The 18,064-nt window shown below is 72.4% G+C and carries 19 protein-coding genes; 7 read left to right on the top strand and 12 right to left on the bottom strand.

Going from position 1 to position 18,064, the window contains the following annotated elements:
- Positions 1-110: 110 nt before the first annotated feature.
- The 5 genes from ACIPRD_RS11365 to ACIPRD_RS11345 form a co-directional block, all read right to left on the bottom strand.
- Entirely contained in the window at positions 111-1,010 is a 900-nt protein-coding gene (locus ACIPRD_RS11365) for a Gfo/Idh/MocA family oxidoreductase (RefSeq protein WP_356402977.1), read from the bottom strand.
- Between the two features lie 35 nt (positions 1,011-1,045).
- Positions 1,046-2,029 (bottom strand): ATP-grasp ribosomal peptide maturase, encoded by a 984-nt coding sequence (gene tgmB / locus ACIPRD_RS11360; protein WP_401562287.1) that lies wholly within the window; start codon positions 2,027-2,029, stop codon positions 1,046-1,048.
- A gap of 17 nt (positions 2,030-2,046) precedes the next feature.
- Complete coding sequence (gene tgmA / locus ACIPRD_RS11355) at positions 2,047-2,238, bottom strand: putative ATP-grasp-modified RiPP (RefSeq protein WP_189893498.1); 192 nt, start codon at positions 2,236-2,238, stop codon at positions 2,047-2,049.
- Between the two features lie 202 nt (positions 2,239-2,440).
- Positions 2,441-3,277, bottom strand: a complete 837-nt coding sequence (locus tag ACIPRD_RS11350) for a fructosamine kinase family protein (RefSeq protein WP_356403105.1) — start codon at positions 3,275-3,277, stop codon at positions 2,441-2,443.
- A gap of 488 nt (positions 3,278-3,765) precedes the next feature.
- Positions 3,766-4,641 (bottom strand): hypothetical protein, encoded by an 876-nt coding sequence (locus ACIPRD_RS11345; RefSeq protein WP_401562285.1) that lies wholly within the window; start codon positions 4,639-4,641, stop codon positions 3,766-3,768.
- A 320-nt stretch (positions 4,642-4,961) separates the two neighbouring features.
- On the opposite strand from ACIPRD_RS11345, the gene ACIPRD_RS11340 reads away from it, so the two are divergent.
- Both ACIPRD_RS11340 and ACIPRD_RS11335 read left to right on the top strand, forming a co-directional pair.
- Positions 4,962-5,603, top strand: a complete 642-nt coding sequence (locus ACIPRD_RS11340; RefSeq protein WP_401562283.1) for a hypothetical protein — start codon at positions 4,962-4,964, stop codon at positions 5,601-5,603.
- 120 nt (positions 5,604-5,723) lie between these two features.
- A complete protein-coding gene (locus ACIPRD_RS11335; protein ID WP_356402964.1) occupies positions 5,724-6,383 on the top strand; it encodes a class F sortase in 660 nt (219 codons plus the stop codon).
- Positions 6,384-6,539: 156 nt separating this feature from the next.
- On the opposite strand, the gene ACIPRD_RS11330 is transcribed toward ACIPRD_RS11335, so the two are convergent.
- Positions 6,540-7,745: a GDSL-type esterase/lipase family protein gene (locus ACIPRD_RS11330; protein ID WP_401562281.1), complete on the bottom strand. Its 1,206-nt coding sequence runs from the start codon at positions 7,743-7,745 to the stop codon at positions 6,540-6,542.
- Between the two features lie 224 nt (positions 7,746-7,969).
- Positions 7,970-8,539: a WHG domain-containing protein gene (locus ACIPRD_RS11325; protein ID WP_356402958.1), complete on the bottom strand. Its 570-nt coding sequence runs from the start codon at positions 8,537-8,539 to the stop codon at positions 7,970-7,972.
- 264 nt (positions 8,540-8,803) lie between these two features.
- Between ACIPRD_RS11325 and ACIPRD_RS11320 the strand changes: the two genes are divergently transcribed.
- The gene (locus ACIPRD_RS11320) at positions 8,804-9,757 is read left to right on the top strand and encodes a LysR family transcriptional regulator (RefSeq protein ID WP_401562279.1); all 954 of its coding nucleotides are present in this window, start codon (positions 8,804-8,806) and stop codon (positions 9,755-9,757) included.
- 129 nt (positions 9,758-9,886) lie between these two features.
- On the opposite strand, the gene ACIPRD_RS11315 is transcribed toward ACIPRD_RS11320, so the two are convergent.
- The 4 genes from ACIPRD_RS11315 to ACIPRD_RS11300 all read right to left on the bottom strand — a co-directional run bounded on the left by ACIPRD_RS11315 (position 9,887) and on the right by ACIPRD_RS11300 (position 12,249).
- The gene (locus ACIPRD_RS11315) at positions 9,887-10,429 is read right to left on the bottom strand and encodes a nucleotidyltransferase domain-containing protein (RefSeq protein WP_356402952.1); all 543 of its coding nucleotides are present in this window, start codon (positions 10,427-10,429) and stop codon (positions 9,887-9,889) included.
- Between the two features lie 215 nt (positions 10,430-10,644).
- Positions 10,645-11,244: a hypothetical protein gene (locus ACIPRD_RS11310; protein ID WP_401562277.1), complete on the bottom strand. Its 600-nt coding sequence runs from the start codon at positions 11,242-11,244 to the stop codon at positions 10,645-10,647.
- Between the two features lie 76 nt (positions 11,245-11,320).
- Entirely contained in the window at positions 11,321-11,479 is a 159-nt protein-coding gene (locus tag ACIPRD_RS11305; protein WP_401562275.1) for a hypothetical protein, read from the bottom strand.
- A gap of 308 nt (positions 11,480-11,787) precedes the next feature.
- Positions 11,788-12,249, bottom strand: coding sequence for a hypothetical protein (locus tag ACIPRD_RS11300; protein WP_401562273.1), 462 nt, complete (start codon positions 12,247-12,249; stop codon positions 11,788-11,790).
- Between the two features lie 328 nt (positions 12,250-12,577).
- Here ACIPRD_RS11300 and ACIPRD_RS11295 point away from each other — a divergent pair, with 328 nt between their 5' ends.
- On the top strand, positions 12,578-12,829 hold the full coding sequence (locus ACIPRD_RS11295; RefSeq protein WP_401562271.1) for a hypothetical protein: 252 nt from the start codon (positions 12,578-12,580) through the stop codon (positions 12,827-12,829).
- 271 nt (positions 12,830-13,100) lie between these two features.
- On the opposite strand, the gene ACIPRD_RS11290 is transcribed toward ACIPRD_RS11295, so the two are convergent.
- On the bottom strand, positions 13,101-14,555 hold the full coding sequence (locus tag ACIPRD_RS11290) for a glyceraldehyde-3-phosphate dehydrogenase (RefSeq protein WP_401562269.1): 1,455 nt from the start codon (positions 14,553-14,555) through the stop codon (positions 13,101-13,103).
- A 334-nt stretch (positions 14,556-14,889) separates the two neighbouring features.
- Between ACIPRD_RS11290 and ACIPRD_RS11285 the strand changes: the two genes are divergently transcribed.
- The 3 genes from ACIPRD_RS11285 (at position 14,890) to ACIPRD_RS11275 (ending at position 17,902) form a co-directional block, all read left to right on the top strand.
- Entirely contained in the window at positions 14,890-16,122 is a 1,233-nt protein-coding gene (locus tag ACIPRD_RS11285; RefSeq protein ID WP_401562267.1) for a hypothetical protein, read from the top strand.
- Between the two features lie 143 nt (positions 16,123-16,265).
- Positions 16,266-17,105, top strand: a complete 840-nt coding sequence (locus ACIPRD_RS11280; RefSeq protein WP_401562265.1) for a PP2C family protein-serine/threonine phosphatase — start codon at positions 16,266-16,268, stop codon at positions 17,103-17,105.
- A 413-nt stretch (positions 17,106-17,518) separates the two neighbouring features.
- On the top strand, positions 17,519-17,902 hold the full coding sequence (locus tag ACIPRD_RS11275; RefSeq protein ID WP_401562263.1) for a MarR family winged helix-turn-helix transcriptional regulator: 384 nt from the start codon (positions 17,519-17,521) through the stop codon (positions 17,900-17,902).
- Positions 17,903-18,064: the final 162 nt, after the last annotated feature.

Raw genomic sequence — 18,064 nt, 5'->3', positions numbered from 1 at the left:
AGGGACGCCGATCGTGACGGCGGCACCCCGGCACCCCGGCACCCCGGCGCGACCGGCGGAGCCGGTCCGCCCGCCGGACGTGCCGGTGCCCCTGCCGGCGGCACGCGTGCTCAGTGGACCTGGACCGGCGCCCCCTCCGCCAGCCGGGACTCCGCCGTCGCCAGAATCTCGGTGACACGTCTGCCGAACCCCGCGTCGCAGGGGTGCGGCCGGCCCGTGCGGGCGGCGGTCAGCAGCGCGTCGGCGGCCCGGGTGAGGGCGGGTATCGCGCCCTCCGTGCTTCGCGGCAGGAGGGACACCCCTGACTCCCCGCGCAGCTCGACATCGGCGCCGGCCGCCGCGGGCGGCGCCGTCAGGCTCAGGGTCAGCGTGCTGGAGGCGCCGGTGGCGTGTTCGAGGACCAGATGCACGGTGTCCGCGGGTCCGTGCGCCGCGGCCAGGACCTGGCGTACGTCACCGAGCACCGGAAGCAGTACGGAGAGCGCGTGCGGGCCCACGTCCCACAGCGCGCCCTTCTCACGCCGCCACGGCGAGTCGGCGAACGGGCTGTCACTGGTGAACACCGCGCCCAGCCACTGGGCGCGCGCCGTGAACCAGCCCGCCGCGGCGGCCTGTTCCGCGATCCAGGCGTCCGGTTCCTTCTGGAACCTGGTGGTGAAGAACACCACCGACGCCACCCCCGCCCGCTCGGCCTCCCCGGCCACGGCCGCCGCCTCGGCGGCCCCCAGCGCCAGCGGCTTGTCCAGCAGCAGATGGCGTCCCGCCCGTGCCGCGCGCACCGCCAGCTCCGCCTGCACGGACGGCGGCAGCGCCACCGCCACCGCGTCCACGTCGGCCAGCAGGGTGTCCACGTCGTCGTACGCCCGCACGCCGTGCTCCCGCGCGAGGGCGCCCGCCGCCTCCGGACGGCGGCCCCACACCCCGGTGAACTCCAGGCCGGAATGCCCGGCGAGGGCTGGGGCGTAGGCCGCACGGGCCCAGGGGCCCGTTCCCAGCAGTCCGATGCGCATGTCGTGTCCCTTTCTCCGATCCGGGTTCCGCGGCGTCAGCGCGCCGTGTCCCGCTCACCGTTGACATACGGCTGCGGCGGCTCTTCGTCTCCGGCCAGCCAGCGCGCGATCGTCGCGGCGATCGGCTGCCCGGTGTCCAGCTCGACGAACCCGAACTGACCCGACTGGTTGCACTCCAGGAACCACCAGTCGCCGTCCGTGTCCTCCGCGAAGTCGAACGCGCCGTAGGAGAGTTCCGCATCCGCGAGGTAGCGGCGGACGGCCTCGGCGACACGCGGGGGCACCTCGGCGGCCCGCCAGGGGGAGGCCGAGGGCGCGAACCGTACGTCCACGTCGTCGGGATGGGCGTCGGGATCGGTCCGCTTGCGCGCGGCGAGCAGCGTGTTCCCCACGGCCGTCAGCCGGATGTCCGCCTGCTTGGCGACCCGCCGCTGGAGCAGCGTCGGGCCGTAGGCGACCGCCGTGAAGTCCGTGTCGGGCGCGACCCTGCTCGTCGGCACCGCACGCGGCGGCTCCTGGGGGTGGCTCCCGGAGACGGGCTTGACCACGAGGTCCGGGAACCGTTCGGCGAACTCCCGGGCCGCCTGCGGGAACGTCGTGATGAGCGTGGCCGGCACCGCGAGACCGCTGAGCTGAGCCAGCCGCAGCTGCCAGGGCTTCTGCCGGGCCCGCCGGGCGGCGTCGGGATGGTTCATCCAGCGCGCCCCGGTGCAGCGCAGCATGCCGTACAGCGCCTGCGTGGACTCCTCCGTCAGCCACGCGGACGGCTGGGCCGCGCGCAGGGCCGCCTTTCCCGGTCTGCGCACCCAGACCGAGCGCACCCCGTCGAGGCTCACCAGGCGGCCGCCGACGGACAGATGCCCGCCACAGGAACCCCCCATGTACTCGCCCGACAGGGCGACCCCGTTGGTGAGATCGGCGGGGTCGAACCTGACGACGGGCACGCCCGCCTCGCCCAGCCGGAGCACCACCAGGTCCGCCGTCACGTCCTCTTCACTGGTCAGGATGAGTACGGTCATCTTCAGCGGGCCCGCGTTCAGTCGTCGAAGTGTGTTTTGGACCCCGCCGTGGAGGTCGTCGTACCCAGGGCACGCAGGGTCGCGTGGTCCGTGGCGGCGATCCGCCCGTCCGGGAGGACGTTCAACTGCAGTCCGGAGTCGTACGCGTACGGAGCGATGACATCCAACTGCACAGCGGGTCGCGCATAGTTGAGCGTGAACGGTTGCATGGTCTCTCCCTGATTCGGCTTTCACGTCCTTATACGATTCGAACGGGCGATTGGGTTCCTCACGCTCCGTCACCGGCGCCTGGGGCACGGGGTGTCCGGCGCTCAGGTACAAGGACGCCGAACGCGCCGGGGAGGCTGCGCGGGGACCCGGCGGACCTGTGCGGGGACACCGGCCCGTCCTACGGAGGTGATGCCCGCCCGCTCAGGCCGCCAGTACACCGCGTGCCGTCACGAGAGCCTGTTCCGCGTACCCCCGTCCGAACAGCACCGTGTGCACCAGCAGCGGAAAGAGCTGATGCAGCCCGACCCGCCGCCGCCAGCCGTCGGCCGGCGCCGCCGCCTCCTGGTACCCCTCCAGCACGTGGTTCAGACAGGGGCAGCCGAACAGGCTCAGCATCGCCAGGTCCGTCTCCCGGTGACCGCCGTGCGCGGCCGGGTCGATGATCCGTACCTCGCCGTCGGCGCCCCACAGCACATTGCCGTTCCACAGGTCGCCGTGCAGCCGCGCGGGCGGCTCCGCCGGGCCCGCGAGTTCGGGCAGCCGCTCGCACACCCGCTCCACGACGAGGGCCTCGCCGGGCCCGATGGTCCCGGCGTCGACCGCGTCGCGCAGGTACGGCAGGACGCGGTGCTCGGCGTACCAGGAGGGCCAGTCGGCTCCGGGCACGTTGCGCATCGGCGCGCGGCCGATGCGGGCCGCCTCCGGGCCGCCCGGCGGCGGCGCCCCGAACGCGGGCGCCCCGGCGGCGTGCAGTGCCGCCAGCGCGTGGCCGAAACGCACGCCCGCCCCGGGGCCGGGCCGCCCCGTCCGTACCCGCTCGGAGACCATCCACCACTCGTCGTGGCCGAGCACCTCGGGCACCCGTACGGCTCCCGCCGCGCCGAGCCAGCGCAGACCCGCCACCTCGGCGCGTACCGCGCCGGGGCCGTCACCGCGCTTGACCATCACCGTCGTGCCGTCCTCCAGGGTCACCTCGGCGGGCGACCCGGACGCCGGTGCCGCATCCGTGACCCGGAGCCCGGTGAGCCGTGACGCCACCTGCCCCGGATCCTCGTCTCGCTCGACCACGGGCCCAGGGTACGACGGGCGAAAAGACGGCCAGGCGGCGAATCCCGGCCGTTGCGGCGAGCGGCCACGCACGGTCGCGCACGGCCGCTCCCGTCCGGGGCGTCGGCCGGCGGTGCCGTGCCGCGCCGCGCGGTGGAGGGGTGCCCCGGTGTCCACGGAGGGTCGTGCCGCGCCGCACGGTGAAAGGGTGCCCCGGTGTCCACGGGGGGCAGTGCCGCGCGGCGAGGGGGCGTCTCGCTCTCCACTGTCACCTGGGCCGCGCCGCGCGGTGACAGGGCGCCCCGGTGTCCACGGCGGGCCGTGCCGCACGGCGAAAGGGCGTCCCGCTCGCCACTGTCACCTGGGCCGCGCCACACGGTGACAGGGCGCCTCGGTCTCCACCGGGACCGGGCCGGGCCGCACGGCCGAGAGGTGCCCGCTCTGCACCGGGCGCCCGGCCGGCGCGACCCGGCGCGGTGTCAGCGAGCCGCGGGGCGCTGACGGGTGAGGCCGACCAGGTTGCCGGGCGGGAACATGCCCGAGGTCTCCACGGCGCGGGTCAGCGGCTCCAGCAGAGCGGCGAGGCGGGCGCTGCGGTCCGCGCCGAGCGCGGTCCAGGGACTCTCGGCCGCCGCGTCGGTCGACGCCTCCACCTCCTCGCGCAGCGTGACTCCGGCGGGCGTCAGGGCGCCGTCCGGCGTGAGCAGCCCCCGCTCCCGCATCCGCCGCTCCGCGTCCTGCCACTCGGCCGGCTCCCACTGCCGCGTGTCGCGCAGGAACGCCTTGTCGGAGTCCCCGACGGCCGCCTTGAGGACCATCGCCTCCACCGGCCCGACCCCCCGGCCCACCAGGACCGCGATGTGACCGTCGCCCCGGTGCTCGCGCAGCGTCGTCAGCGCCTGCCACAGCCGCACGGCGGGCCGCTCCGGCCGCTCCAGCGCCTGGTTCGCCGCGGCCAGCACCCGGCCCGTCGTGTCCGCGGCGGCCGCCGCCTCCCACGCGAGGTCCGCCGCCTCGGCCAGCTCCGCCGACCGGGCCACGTCCGCGCCCAGCACCCGCGTCGCCGCCGCGTCCACGGCCTCCCACCGGGCCGCCAGCGCGTCCGCCGGCGTGGTGTACGTCCAGGCGTCCGGCAGCGCCCGGCCCACCCTGCGCGGATGGAAGACGTAGAAGCAGCTCGTCACGACGGCCGGTCCCGCCGCGCCGAGCGGCGCGGCCCGCAGCGCGAAGTACCCCATCCAGTAGCCGCGCAGCCCCAGCCCGTCCGCGGCCCGCCTCGCCTCGGGCGCGAAGTACACGAGATCGTGCACCGGTTCGTACCGTTCCCACATCGCCCGCGCGATTCCGTCCGCCACCGAGGCCTCCCACCGAGCCGGTCATTGCCTGCTGTCGGCATCAGCCTGGGGTACGAAGATCGTCATAACAAGGGCCGTGCTCGAACCCGCCCCGGACAACGGGCCCGAGGCACATCGGCGTGACGTGCTCGCGGGTGACGCGGGTGGGTCCGAACGGGGGCTGTGACGGCGTGTCGCTGCGACAGACGGGTGGAGAGGTGACCCGGCTGGGCGGCCTGGATGGTGCGGTGCAACGGCCTGATCGACGGTGGGTCATGTCGAGGCCGGGCTCTACAGCCGATGACGGATCCGCTGCCCGGTCACGGCGGAAGGACGACGACATGCGCTCTGCCCGCATTCTTCTCGCCTCGGCGGCCGCCTCCGCGGCGCTCGCCTGCGCGACACCCGGCGCCGCGCTCGCGGCGGACGGCGGAAACCGGGACGACTCCTCCTACAACAGCGACCGCGACAGCGGTTCCGGCGGCGGCCGGGACAAGGGCTCCGGAAACGACTCCGGAAGCGGCCGCGACAAGGGCTCCGGCGGAGACCGGGGCGACGACTCCGGCAGTGGTTACGACAAGGGCAGCGGCCGTGACGAGCCGCGCGGCGGCATGCACACCGGCGGCGGCGCCCTCGCGGCGGTCCGCAGCGACAGTGGCGGCTCCGGCTCCGGTGACAGCAGGTTCGACCCGGAGACCTACAAGGACAAGGGCGACAGCGGCTCCGGCAACGGCAACGGGAACGGGAACGGCAACGGCAACGGCAACGGCAACGGTGGCGGGCGCGACAAGGGGGACAACGGCGACTCGGGCGACGACGGTTACGACAAGGGCAGTGGCCGTGACGAGCCTCGCGGCGGCATGCACACCGGCGGCGGCGCCCTGGCCGGCTCCGGTGTCTCCACGGGCGGCCTCGCCGTCCTCGCCGTAGGCGCCACCGGCCTGTACGCGCTGCGCCGCAAGAGGGCCGAGCAGGGCTCCTGAACCGCCCCCGGGTTCCCCCACCCGGATGCCGCGGCCGCCGCCGGTGCGTCTCCGTGCCGGCGGCCCGCGCCACCCGCATCCCGATCCCCGTGCTGCCGTGCCCGAGTGAGGTGGTGTCCGATGGCAGCAGATCCCTCCTCCCCGCACTCCGCCGCACCGGCGTCGCACGAGCAGACCCCGGGCCGCGGCGGCCGGCTGACGCTGTGGGGCGTGGCGATCGTCGTCCTCGCCTTCAGCGTGCTCGGCGGTCACCGCGGTACGACCGACGCCTCCGGCACCTCCCGGGCCGGCGTCGCCACGGCCGACCCGCGCACGGCGGGCCAGGGGCTGCCCCACTCCGCGCCGACCCGGCTGCGCATCCCGAAGATCGGCGTCGACGCCCCCTTCACCGCCCTCGTCATCGGGGCCTCCGGCCAGCTCGAACCCCCGCCGGCCGGCAACACCAACCTGGTCGGCTGGTACGCCAAGGGCGTGTCACCGGGGGAGAAGGGGACCGCGATCATCGCCGGCCACGTGGACACGACGACCTCGGCCGCCGTCTTCGCCGGCCTCGAGGACCTGGTGCGCGGCGACAGGTTCTCCGTGGAACGGGCCGACGGCCGTACGGCGGACTTCGTCGTGGACAGCGCCGAGACGTTCGAGAAGGACGCCTTCCCCAGCGAGCGCGTGTACGCCGACGCGTCCCGCCCCGAGGTACGGCTCATCACCTGCGCGGGCGACTACGACCACACGGCGAAGGACTACACCGAGAACCTGGTGGTGTTCGCGCACCTCGTGTGACGCGGGGCGGTCCGCATCGGGCGGTGTGGTCCGCACCGGTGCGGGGCGGGGCGGGGCGGGGCGGGGCGTGCGGCGGCGGGCCGGCGGCTCGCTCTCCGGCGGCGGTCGGGCCGACGGGGGAAGCGGGGTCCTCCGGTTGTGGGGGCCCACCGCGGCTCAGTCGGCGTCGGCCGGAGCGAGAGGGCCGTCCGTGAAGGGGCCGCCCGGCCCGAAGACCCGCGCCGAGAAGCGCTCCCCGATGCGGCGGTGCGTGGCGGCGTCCGGGTGGAGGCCGTCGGGGAGCGGCAGTTCGGCGAAGTCGGCGGCTCCGTACAGGTCGCGGCCGTCGAGCAGATGGAGGTGGGGGTCGTCGGCGGCACGCTGCCGCACGATTCGGTCCAGTTCCTCCCTGATGACGTTCAGTGTCAGTTTCCCCCGGGCCGTCTCCGCCGGGTCTCCGGCCGCCCGGAACCGCAGCAGCCCGGCGCCGAGCGCGGACAGGTCCGGCACGCTGGGCCCCGGGGTGTCCTCGTGGAGGGGGCACAGGATCGGCGAGACCACGAGCAGCGGGGTGGCGGGGTGTCCCTCGCGGACGGTGTCGAGGAAGCCGTGGACGGCGGGGCCGAAGGCGCGCAGCCGCATGAGGTCGGTGTTGACCAGGTTGATACCCAGCTTGAGGCTGATCAGGTCGGCGGGCGTGTCCCGCAGGGTGCGCGCGGTGAACGGGTCGAGCAGGGCGCCGCCGCCCAGTCCCACGTTGACCAGGTCCACGCCGCCGAGCGCGGCGGCGAGCGCCGGCCAGGTCGTGGTGGGGGTCGCGGCGTCGGAACCGTGGCTGATGGAACTGCCGTGGTGCAGCCACACCTTGCGGCCCCGGTCCGGGACGGGCTCCACCGGCGCGTCGGTGCGCAGGGCGACCAGCTCGGTGGTCTCGTTGTGCGGCAGCCAGATCTCGACGTCCTTGGCGTGGCCGGGCAGTCCGGTGAAGCGAACGGTCCCCACCGGGCCGGGACGCCGCTCGGCGGACCCCGTGGCCAGGTCGATCACCAGGGTGTCGCCGCCGTCGACGCTCGCGGAGCCGGCCGGGCGTCCGTCGACGAGCAGGTCGTACACCCCGTCCGGGCGCGGCGGGGCGCCCAGGTAGACCCGCCGGGTCGGCAGGGTGTCCAGCTCGACGGCGGTGGCACGGGTGCGGAGGACGAGCCTCACGCCGGACGGCTGCGACTCCGCCATGAGCAGCTGCGGGTCGGCGCACTGAGCCCGGGCCCACGCGGGGAGCCGGTGCGGGAGCAGGCCGTTACCGGTGCGCTCCAGATCGAGCGCGCCGCGCACGAGAGCCGGGGTGAGGGGGGTGGTGATCCAGTCGTACGAGGTGGTGGGCATGAGGCGAGCCTGTCGGTGGGTCGTGGGTCGTGGGCCGGGTGTCATGGGTCGGGCGGGTGGTCCGGAGCCCGGGCGCCGCTGGTCGGGCCGGAGGGCGGGGCTGGGGCTTCTGGCCCGGGTCGGGGAGGCGTGGAGCCGGGCCGGGACTGCGGCGCCGAGGGGGCCGGCGCTCGACGGCAGGGGGAAGAGGAGCGCGCGTCCCGTATTCCGTGTCCTGGGTGTGTTCAGGCCGCCGGCCAGGTGCGCAGCAGGCTGTCGAGGGCGTCGATGACGCGGGTCCACGACTCCTCGGAGCCGGGCGCGCTGTGGCTGAAACCGCCTGCCGTCTCCAGGGTGACGAAGCCCTGGAACACACTGCCCAGCAGCCGTACCGCGTGCGTCTGGTCGGGCTCGGTCAGGTCGTATCCGCGCAGGATCGCCCGGGTCATCTCCGCGTGCCGCCCGCCGGCGCTCGCGGCGGCCGTCTCCGGATCCAGGCGGTACCGGGCCGCCTCGTACCGGCCGGGGTGCTCCCGGGCGTAGTCGCGGTAGGCGTTCGCGAAGGCGCTGAGGGCGTCCTTGCCGGCCCGGCCCGCGAGGGCCTCGGCGGCGCGGTCGGCGAGTTCCTCCAGAGCGAGCAGGGCGATCCCGCTTCTCAGGTCGTGCGAGTTCTTCACGTGGGAGTACAGACTCGCGACCTTCACGTCGAACCGCCGCGCCAGCGCCGACACCGTCACCTGCTCGAAGCCGGCCTCGTCGGCCAGCTCCGCTCCCGCCCGCACCAGACGTTCCGTGGTCAGACCCGCGCGCACCATGAAGCACCTCCTTCTGAACTGAACAGATTATGTGGAAACCTAAATCCTTTAGGCAAACAAGAAACAACTGTAGCCGGACATCCGGTCACCGCCCACGCCGGTGGAGGCACAATGGACCGGCCGCGTATCGGCTGCGTACCGGCCATGGACCGGGCCGCGGAGCGTGCCACGGAGCGGACTGTGGACCGGGCCGCGGAGCGGTCGCGTACCGGCCCTGGGCCGGCTGTCGAGTGGCCGCGTGGAGCGGAACGGGGAGTGGAGCTGATGGAGCTGGAGCTTCGGCACCTGCGCGTGCTGTGCGCGGTCGCCGACACGGGCAGCGTGGGCCGGGCGGCGGCACAGCTCGGGTACTCGCAGCCCGCCGTGAGCACGCAGCTCACGCGCATCGAGCGGCATCTGGGCGAGCCGCTGTTCGAGCGGGACGCGAGCGGCGCACGGGTGACGCCGTACGGGGCCGAGGTCGTGGACCAGGCCCGGGACGTGCTCGCCCGCGCCGACGCCATCGGCCACCGGCCGGCCGCCGTCCGGCCGCGCCGGACACTGCGCGTCGCGGCGACCAACTCGCCCGTGCTCTCGGGCACGCTGTCCCGCGCCCGCACCCGGCTGCCGGAACTGTCCCTCACGATGACCAGCGTCTACGCCTCCTCGCGCATCGTGGAACTGCTGGAGGAGGGCGCCGCGGACGTCGCCATCGCCGCCGACTATCCGGGCATGGAACTGCGCCACTCGGCCGCGGTCCGGCATCGCGGGATCGTCACCGAGCCGACGTTCGTCGCACTGCCCGACCGGCACCGGCTGCGCCAGTACGCCCAGGTCCAGCTCGCGGACCTGGCCGAGGACGAGTGGTTCCTCACCCCGGACGACGGTGCGGGCTGGCCGGGCGTGTTCTACGACGCCTGCACGGCCGCCGGGTTCACCCCGGTCGCCGTGCACGAATTCCTGGGCGACACGACCCAGTTGCAGACCATGATCGCGGACGGCCTCGGCGTCTCCATGGTGCAGCCGACCCTGCGGCCCATCCCGCACGTCGTCGTCAAGCCGCTGGCGGGCTCCCCGCTGTGGTGCCGGTACGTACTCGCGTGGCGCCCCGACGCGGTCACCGACGACATCGTGGACGCCCTGTTCCAGTCGGCCACCGCCGCCTACCGCGATCTCGTCGCCCAGGCCCCGCACTTGAGAGCCTGGGCTTCCCGTACATGGAGCGGCCCGGGGGTGTGACGGGGGCGTGACGGGGGACCGGCGGCACACGGCCGTCCCGGCGGCCGCCGGCCCCAGCGGCATCGGTCTCGCGCGAGCGCACCCGGTCTCCCACGTTGCGACAGCGGAGCCGCGCGCATGCCGAAGCACTCACGCCGGGTGTGCGCCCCGCTCCTGGAGAGCCGCCTCCAGCCGGGCGATGTCCTCGGCATCCTTCGGGCGGCGCGCCCGGCCCGGAACCCAGACCGGCATCATCCGCTTGATCTCGATCTGGGCGTGAGCACTGATGGCTGGGCACCGCAGTGCCCCGATACGGCCCGAGGAAGCGTCGAGCATGCCCTTTGGCCACACCGCTCCGGCCCAGGGGCCCCCGGCGACCACGACCTGGCCGCACCGGTTGACGTCCAGGAGGGCGAAGCTGCTCTCCATCCCCTCTTTACGGAAATCGAGCTGCTGGTGGGCGGGCGCCCCGGGCAGAGGTTCATAGCCCGAACGCAGGAGGCCGGCAGTGAGAGCGGACGCATCCTTCGCCCGGACGAACCAGTCGATGTCCACGTGGTCGCGCGTGACCTCCCCGAGGAAGAAGTCCATCGCCCAGCCGCCGCGGAGCCACACCTCCACACCGAGCGTCTTTGCGATCCCGACGGTCTCACCGATCAGACCCAGTTGCCGAGCACTGCGTTCCTTGTCCACGGCCTGGAGGTTATGCGGCGAAGCGGGCCGCAGCAGCTTGATTTCCGTCTGTAGCAGCGTGCAACGTCGTTGCCGGGGGTGACGTACGAAGGCCCCGCCGCGGGCGGGATTCCGCGACGGGGCCTGGTTGTTGAGTCGACGGCGTGAGGCCGCTCTGAGGTGAGCCCGGATGGCCACTGGGGCACGACCACGGGACCAGGCCCCCATAGGTCAGGTCAGTAGTTGGCGTTCGAGATCATGTCGCCGTCCGAGCCGTACACCGTGACCAGCCCGTTGTCCGACTTGTAGCAGGACGTGAACGCGCTGGCGATGAGCTTGGCGTCTCCGGCGTCCTTGCTCATGAACCCGCCGGTGAAGTCGGTGTAGACCTCGGCCGAGTCCAGGATGTCGTTGCGCTTGTCGGTGCCGGTCACCTTGGTGACGTGCTTCACGGCGGCCTTCTCCGTGGGCGTGCCCGACTTGGCCACGCACGCCTGGAACTGCTGCGCCTGCGTCTTGGTGGCCTCGGCCGGCTTGTCGTCCTTCTTGGGCTGTCCGGCCTTGGGCGCGTCGGTGACGAGGGCGGGCTTGTCGTCGGCCGTGTCCTTGGAGCCACCGCTCATGGCCGCTCCGGCGATGCCGAGGACGACGAAGAGGCCGACGACTCCGAGGCAGCCGAATCCGACGATCTTCCCCGCGTTGCTCTTCTTCGGCGGCGGCGGTGCCCACTGCTGCGGTGCGCCGGGGCCGGCCCATCCGCCGGGCGGCTGCTGGCCGTAGTGGGGCTGGCCGGGCTGCTGCGGGTACTGCGGGTAGTGCGGGTCCTGCTGAGTCATGAGCCCCCCAAAGTGACGAATGCGTGCTCATGTATGACTCAGGTAAAGGCGATGTGGTTGCACTGTGAAGAGAAAGTCACCCCTCCGCGGAGATCTCCGCCGTCCGAGGCTGGTCCTGCCGGGCGTCCACGGGACCTTCGGCGAGCACCCCGTACTGTCGTTCACAGCCGAACACCGCGGCCGGACCTGCCTGTTCGCGCAGGTGCAGCACTTCCTCCGAAGAGGCCACCGTCACCGGCTGCGAGTCCCGCCCCCGGGGAACTCCCGCATCGGAGAACGACCGCTGAGGGCCGTCACCCGAGTGATGGGTGACGGCCCTCGCCGCGTGTATCGACCTACCCGTCCGCACAGTTCAGGAGCTGTTCGTCCAGGACCGCGCGGTCGGGGTGGAGGTCCGGTCAGGCCGTGGTGGCCGGGTAGGTGGGGTACTCCACGCCCCCCCGCAGCGGGCGGGGCCTTCGGGGAAGCTTCAGTGTCCGGGCACACCGGACTTGGCCCCCGACATGGATCACCGGGCGCCGGATTGCAACTGCGTCTGCGGTGTCATCGTGCGGCGCACTTGGCCTTCACCAGCTGGGCGGCGTAGTCCGGATCCAGGTTGTCGGAGTGCATTTGCCTGGCGAACCAGTCGGTGCCGTAGACATCGACTCCCAGGCAGAGCGAGTCTCGCTGTTCCGAGGTGTAGCTGTCCCAGACCACGCCGACACTGAGCCGGGTCAGTTCGTGCTTGTCCATGGTGGTGGCCGCAGGCGTGGGCGCCTGCGCCGCGGGGGCATGCGCGGGGGGCGCCTTTCGTGGCGCGGCGGAGCTGCTGGTCGTGGTGCTCTTGGGGTTCTCGTCGACCGCTGCGCCGATGGCCAGGCAGATGATGAAGAGGCCGATGATGCCGGCGCAGCCGCAGCCGATGGCTTTCCCGGCACTGTTCTTCTTCGGGGCGGGAGCGGGTGGTGGGGCGCCCCATTGCGGTTGTGGGCCGGTGGGCTGCTGGTACGGCGGATTGCTCATGGTCCCCCCTGCGCTGATGTCCTGAAGGGGCATCATGGCGAGGGCTGTCCGCCTGTGTGGTGGTTGTGGCAGTCCTGTAACGTTCGCCCCGTCGTGACGGTCGTCAGGGCCGTCGGACGTGTACTGGATCCAAGCCGGTGCGGTACAGCGTTCCTTCAGGATCAAGAAAGCGGGGGAACGTACGCATGGCGTTCAGTGGGGGGACGTTCCGACCTGGGGCGCGCCCATATTTGCGGCGCCGCAGCGTGGTTCGCGTATATGACGATCAAAAGTCAGCGTCGGCAGATCAGTGAGCAGAGGGGGGTTCATCGCAGACCAGACGCGCTTCATGGCTGAGCGGCAGCAGAACCTCGAGATGGAGCATGTCGAGCTGCGCGCCGCGGCCGAGGATCGGCGTACGGCTCAAGCCAAGCGGATACGCATGGTTGCCGCGAAGGCTGGCGCTTCGACAGACAGGCAGGGCGCAGCAACGCCGGATGAGCACTGGGTGGTCACCATGATGAACAACACCAACTCTCCTGTGCGTCATGGGTCGACGAGTACTGGGAAGGGCGGGGTCTCGCCGTGGTCCAGGCGGTGAACCGGAGCGGCTACTTCCCGGAGGCGGTTCGGCCGTGCCAGGCTCTGGGGCAGCTCCGCATCGCCCCTTCCGAGGCTGAGACGTCGGCGCCGGTGGAAGCTCCCTGAGAACTCCCTGCGCCTAGAAATGATCACTGAGGGCCGTCACCCGAGTGGTAGGTGACGGCCCTCGCCGTGTGCTTCGATCGTGCCCGTCTGTGCAGTTCAGGAGCAACTCTCAGAGAAGCTGAGGTTGTTCCGAATGGCTCTGTGCAGACGGGGTGGAGGTCCGGTCAGGCCGTGGTGGCCGGGTAGGTGGGGTACTCCACGCCCGAGACGTGCTGGACGACGCGGACGACCTGGCAGGAGTAGCCGAACTCGTTGTCGTACCAGAGGTAGAGGATCGCGTTGTCGCCGTCGACCTTGAGCGCGCCGGCGTCGACGATCGAGGCGTGGCGCGAGCCGATGAAGTCGCTGGAGACCGCGTCCGGTGCCGTCGTGAAGTCGATCTGGCGCTTGAGCGGCGAGGTGAGCGACACGTCGCGCAGGTACTCGTGGACGTCCTCGCGGGTCGTCTCGCGGGCCAGTTGGAGATTGAGGATCGCGATCGAGACGTCCGGGACCGGGACGCGGATCGAGCTGCCGGTGATGGGCGCCTTGAGGTCGGGCAGCGCCTTCGCCACGGCGGAGGCGGCACCGGTCTCGGTGATCACCATGTTGAGCGGCGCGGACCGGCCGCGGCGCTCGGACTTGTGGTAATTGTCCAGCAGGTTCTGGTCGTTGGTGAAGGAGTGGACCGTCTCCACGTGACCGCGCAGTACGCCGTACTCGTCGTCCATCGCCTTGAGCGGCGGGACGATGGCGTTGGTGGTGCAGGAGGCGCAGGACAGGATCTGCTCGTCCGGCTTGATCGTGTCGTGGTTCACGCCGTGCACGATGTTCGGGACGTCACCCTTGCCCGGTGCGGTCAGCACGACCTTGTCGATGCCGGGGCGCAGGTGGTTCGACAGGCCCTCACGGTCACGCCACTTGCCGGTGTTGTCGATGAGGATGGCGTCCCGGATGCCGTACTCGGTGTAGTCCACCGCGGACGGGTCGTCGGCGTAGATGACCTTGATCGCGTTGCCGTTGGCCAGGATCGTGCTGCTGTCCTCGTCCACGGTGATGGTGCCCTGGAACTGGCCGTGGATGGAGTCGCGCCGCAGCAGCGAGGCGCGCTTGACGAGGTCCCCGGCGGCACGGGGGCCGCCGCCGCGCACGACGATGGCACGCAGCCGCAGGCCGTTGCCGGAGCCGGCCTTCTCGATCAGGAGGCGGGCGACCAGGCGGCCGATGCGGCCGAAGCCGTACAGGACGACATCGCGCGGCTCGCGGCGCTCGATCTTGTTGGCGCCGGTCGCGCCGGAGACGGCCTCGGCGGTGAACTCCTCCACGCTCAGGCCGCGGTCGTCGGCCTTGTAGGTGGCGGCGAGCATGCCGAGGTCGATCTGGGAGGGCCCGAGGTCGAGGGTGGTCAGGGCCCGCAGGAACGGCATGGTCTCGGTGACCGACAGCTCGGCGCCGGCGATCTGCCGGGCGAAGCGGTGCGTCTTCAGGATGCTGACCACCGACTTGTTCACCAGGGAGCGGCTGTGCAGCAGGACGGTCACGTCCCGCTCGCGGTGCAGCTTCCCGATGAGCGGGATCATCGACTCCGCGGTTTCCTCGCGGTGCATCCAGTTGGTGAACGAGTCGTCGTTGACAGTCACAGATCTAACTTTCGAGCTAGGCGGCGCTCATATGGTAGCCACACCCTACTTTGATCTCTCCGGGCGGCGCGTGTGAGGGTCGCCACGGTCCGGATTGCCCGGGTTTCGCGCAAGGTTGCGCGCATGGCTTCATGTGCGGCTCGGGCGCGCCTTCATGCACCGCTTCCTGGACCGCGGAGGCACTGTCCTCGTTTCTCTGAAGGTCCCGCCCGTGCCGTCCCGGAGGTCCGGTCGGGGTCGTCCGGGTCGTCCCTGTTCCTGAATCAGGGTTAAAGACCGCGAGAAACCCGGGTCGTGGATTGCACGGCCACCACGGCGTGACCAAGGTCGGAGCGTGAGCACGTCTTCCGCATCCCGGCCCGAGCCCGCCGTGCCGTCCGGCCACCTCCGCCCCGCGCTCTCCCGGGTCACGCGTCCGGTACTGCCGCGCGCCGCCCGGGACCGGATCCCCTACGGGGCCCCGCTCGCCCTCGCCCTGTTCGCGGCGGTACGGCTGGCCGGGGTCGCCGCAGTGATCGTCGGCGCCCGTCTCGACAGCCACTCGGCGGGCAGGATCCTCGCCCATTCGTGGGACTCACGCTGGTACCTGCACATCGCCACGCACGGCTACGGCCGCCTCATCTGGATCACCCCGACCGGCGGGGTCCAGACCGACTGGGCCTTCTTCCCGCTCTACCCCCTGCTCATCCGGTCCGCGACCGCCGCCCTCCCCTTCGTCACCCCCGGGCAGGCCGCACTGCTGGTCGCCTGGGGTGCCGCGATCGTGGCGGCCTACGGCGTCTACGCCATCGGGCACCATCTGTACGGCCGTGCCGCCGCCACCGCCCTGGTCGCCCTGTGGGCCGTGCTGCCGCACGCGGTCGAGCTGACCATCGCCTACACCGAATCCCTCTTCGCGGCACTGGCCGCCTGGGCCCTGTACAGCGTCCTCAAGGGGCGCTGGGTGTGGGCGGGCGCGCTCGCCGCGGCGGCCGGTCTGGCCCGGCCGACCGGATTCGCCGTGGCGGTGGCCGTCTGCGCCGCCGCGGCACACGAGGTACTGAGCCGGCGCGGGCGGGTACCGGTCCGGCTGTGGGCCGGCGCCCTGCTCGCCCCGCTGGGCTGGTTCGGCTACGTGCTGTGGGTGGGGTGGCGCACCGGTGATCCGTTCGGAGGGTACTTCCGGGTGCAGAGCGCCTGGGACTCGCGTTTCGACCTCGGCGTCGGCGCGGTGCGCTTCCTGGGAGCGCTGTTCCTCCACGGCGGCGGCGTGGTCTACCCGACGGCGCTGATCATCATCATCGTCTGTCTGGTGCTGTTCGGGCTGCTCTGTCTGGACCGTGCTCCTCTCGCCCTCGTGGTGTTCGCGGGCGTCCTGCTCCTGCTCGTCGTGGGCGCCTCCGGCTCCTTCTCGTCCAAGCCGCGCTTCCTTCTGCCGGTCTTCCCGCTTCTCGTCCCGCCGGCTCTGGCGCTCGCCCGCACCTGGCGGGTCCGCCCGGCTCAGGCCCTGCTGGTCGGCGTCGCGCTGGCGGTCGTGTCCCTGCTGTACGGGGCCTATCTGCTGGTCGTGGCGCACTCGCCGCTGTAGGGGGCAGGTGTGAGGGACGAGGTGCGGGGCGGCTTGTCTCCCGTAATGCGAGGCGGCTTGTCCCGTAATGGGGAGATATCAGCCAGTGAAGGTAAAATGTTGGTATCCGCTCTCGAAGGCTCCCGCCCGTCCGGAAGGGACCGATGCACCGCAAGCGCTTCGCGGAAGACGGCGGCAAGCTGCCGGCAAGGCTCGGCCGGCCCACCGCTCAGGCGCGCGAACGAGCAGAGGTGCGGCGTGCCCAGGTCGAGCTCGCCACGACGGTCCAGCGCGGCATGCTGCCGAGAGACCTCCCCGAGGTCCCCGGCGTGCACCTGGCCGTACGCTACGCGCCGGCCCGGCACGGCCTCGACATCGGCGGTGACTGGTACGACGCCTTCTCCCTCGCCGACGGCTGCGTCGGGCTCTGCATCGGAGACGCCCAGGGTCACAACGTCGAGGCCGCCGCCCTCATGGGCCAGGTACGGGCGGGCCTGCGCGCCCTCGCCCCCGTGACCGGCGACCCGGGCGAACTCCTCGGCCGGACCAACGACCTGCTGATCTCCCTGGGCGGCGAACTGTTCGCCACCTGCACCTTCGTCCGCCTCGACCCGGAGTCGGGGCTCCTGGAGAGTGCCCGGGCCGGGCACGTCCCGTTCGTCTGGGCCACGGCGGACGGCAAGTCCGGCCTGTTCGACGACGAGGGAGGGCCGCCGCTCGGTGTCGCGCGGGGAGCGGAGTACCGCGTGTCCCGGCACCGGCTCTCCACCGGGGGCGTGTTCGTCCTGCTGACCGACGGAGTCGTCGAGGGCCCCGCGCTCAGCGTGGAACAGGGGCTCGACCGGGTGGTCCGGCTCGCGGGCATCGCGGCCGTCGCCGGGCTGGAGGTCCACACGCTGGCCGCGGCCGTGATCAAGGGGGCGGAGAGCGTGGGCTACGAGGACGACGCCGCCGTCCTCGTCGTGGGGCACGAGGGGCAGGGTGCGGCGTTTCCCTGGCGGTAGGCGGGCTCGATGCCCGACGTCCTGTTGAACAGTCCAGGCTGATAAATCTAATGTTAGTAAGTGTGGACGTGGAGGACGCTACCGAGGGCGGAACCCGCCCCTTCATAGCCGGGTCGCGGGCGCCGCGACCGGGATCCCTTACGGTCCCTGAGTCCCCTGCGGGTCCCGGGTCCCTTACGGGGCCTGAGTTCCCTAAGGGTTCCGGGTCCCCTAAGGGTTCTGGTTCCCCTAAGGGTTCTGGTTCCCCTACGGACCCTGGTTCCCCTACGGATCTCGATTCCCCTACTGGTTCCGGATCGCCTACGGGTCCTGGTTCCCCTACTGGTTCCAGATCCCCTGCGGGTCCCGGAGCCCCAGGCGCTGCCGACAGCTCACCGGACTCGGTCGCGCTCGCGGCCGCCCTGAGGCTGGCCATGGGCAGGACCGTGCGCAGGCTGCGCCAGGCACACGCCGTGGGAGACATCTCCCTGTCAGGGGTCTCCGTCCTCGCGCGGCTCGCCGCCCAGGGCCCGGACTCGCCCGGTTCGCTCGCCGAACTCGAACGCGTCCGCCCCCAGGCCATGGCCGCCACCCTCGCCGGTCTCGAACAGCGCGGGCTGGTCCGCCGTACCCCCGACGCCGCCGACGGACGACGGTCCATCGTGTCGGTCACCGACGAGGGCCGGGCCATGCTGGAGGAGCGCCGCTCCGAGTCCGTCGCCCGACTCGCCCACGCCCTGGACGAGTTCACGCCGGGGGAGCGGGCGGCCCTTCGAGCGGCACTGCCGCTCCTCGACCGTCTGGAGGAACGGCTGTGACGGGGCACCGGCCCGAGCGGGCCGCCGCACCGTCCGCCGCGCAACCCGCCGGCGGAGCGCGCGCGTGGCTGCCGGCCCGTTCCGCCCGGCACCGCGACACGCCGCCCGGCCCCGGCTACAAGTGGGTGGCCCTGTCCAACACCACGCTCGGCGTACTGATCG

Origin of the sequence: Streptomyces sp. NPDC090108, from assembly GCF_044747185.1 — a bacterium.
GTDB lineage: Bacteria > Actinomycetota > Actinomycetes > Streptomycetales > Streptomycetaceae > Streptomyces.
The sequence above is the reverse complement of the archived record's forward strand: the minus strand, read 5'-3'. Positions and strand labels throughout refer to the sequence as shown.

Excerpts from the sequence above, each read along its gene's own strand:
- ACIPRD_RS11365 (WP_356402977.1), bottom strand. The coding sequence starts at position 1,010 with ATGCGCATCGGACTGCTGGGAACGGGCCCCTGGGCCCGTGCGGCCTAC.
- tgmB (WP_401562287.1), bottom strand. The coding sequence starts at position 2,029 with ATGACCGTACTCATCCTGACCAGTGAAGAGGACGTGACGGCGGACCTG.
- tgmA (WP_189893498.1), bottom strand. The coding sequence starts at position 2,238 with ATGCAACCGTTCACGCTCAACTATGCGCGACCCGCTGTGCAGTTGGAT.
- ACIPRD_RS11340 (WP_401562283.1), top strand. The coding sequence starts at position 4,962 with ATGCGCTCTGCCCGCATTCTTCTCGCCTCGGCGGCCGCCTCCGCGGCG.
- ACIPRD_RS11335 (WP_356402964.1), top strand. The coding sequence starts at position 5,724 with ATGGCAGCAGATCCCTCCTCCCCGCACTCCGCCGCACCGGCGTCGCAC.
- ACIPRD_RS11330 (WP_401562281.1), bottom strand. The coding sequence starts at position 7,745 with ATGCCCACCACCTCGTACGACTGGATCACCACCCCCCTCACCCCGGCT.
- ACIPRD_RS11325 (WP_356402958.1), bottom strand. The coding sequence starts at position 8,539 with ATGGTGCGCGCGGGTCTGACCACGGAACGTCTGGTGCGGGCGGGAGCG.
- ACIPRD_RS11320 (WP_401562279.1), top strand. The coding sequence starts at position 8,804 with ATGGAGCTGGAGCTTCGGCACCTGCGCGTGCTGTGCGCGGTCGCCGAC.
- ACIPRD_RS11310 (WP_401562277.1), bottom strand. The coding sequence starts at position 11,244 with ATGACTCAGCAGGACCCGCACTACCCGCAGTACCCGCAGCAGCCCGGC.
- ACIPRD_RS11300 (WP_401562273.1), bottom strand. The coding sequence starts at position 12,249 with ATGAGCAATCCGCCGTACCAGCAGCCCACCGGCCCACAACCGCAATGG.
- ACIPRD_RS11295 (WP_401562271.1), top strand. The coding sequence starts at position 12,578 with ATGGCTGAGCGGCAGCAGAACCTCGAGATGGAGCATGTCGAGCTGCGC.
- ACIPRD_RS11280 (WP_401562265.1), top strand. The coding sequence starts at position 16,266 with ATGCACCGCAAGCGCTTCGCGGAAGACGGCGGCAAGCTGCCGGCAAGG.
- ACIPRD_RS11275 (WP_401562263.1), top strand. The coding sequence starts at position 17,519 with ATGGGCAGGACCGTGCGCAGGCTGCGCCAGGCACACGCCGTGGGAGAC.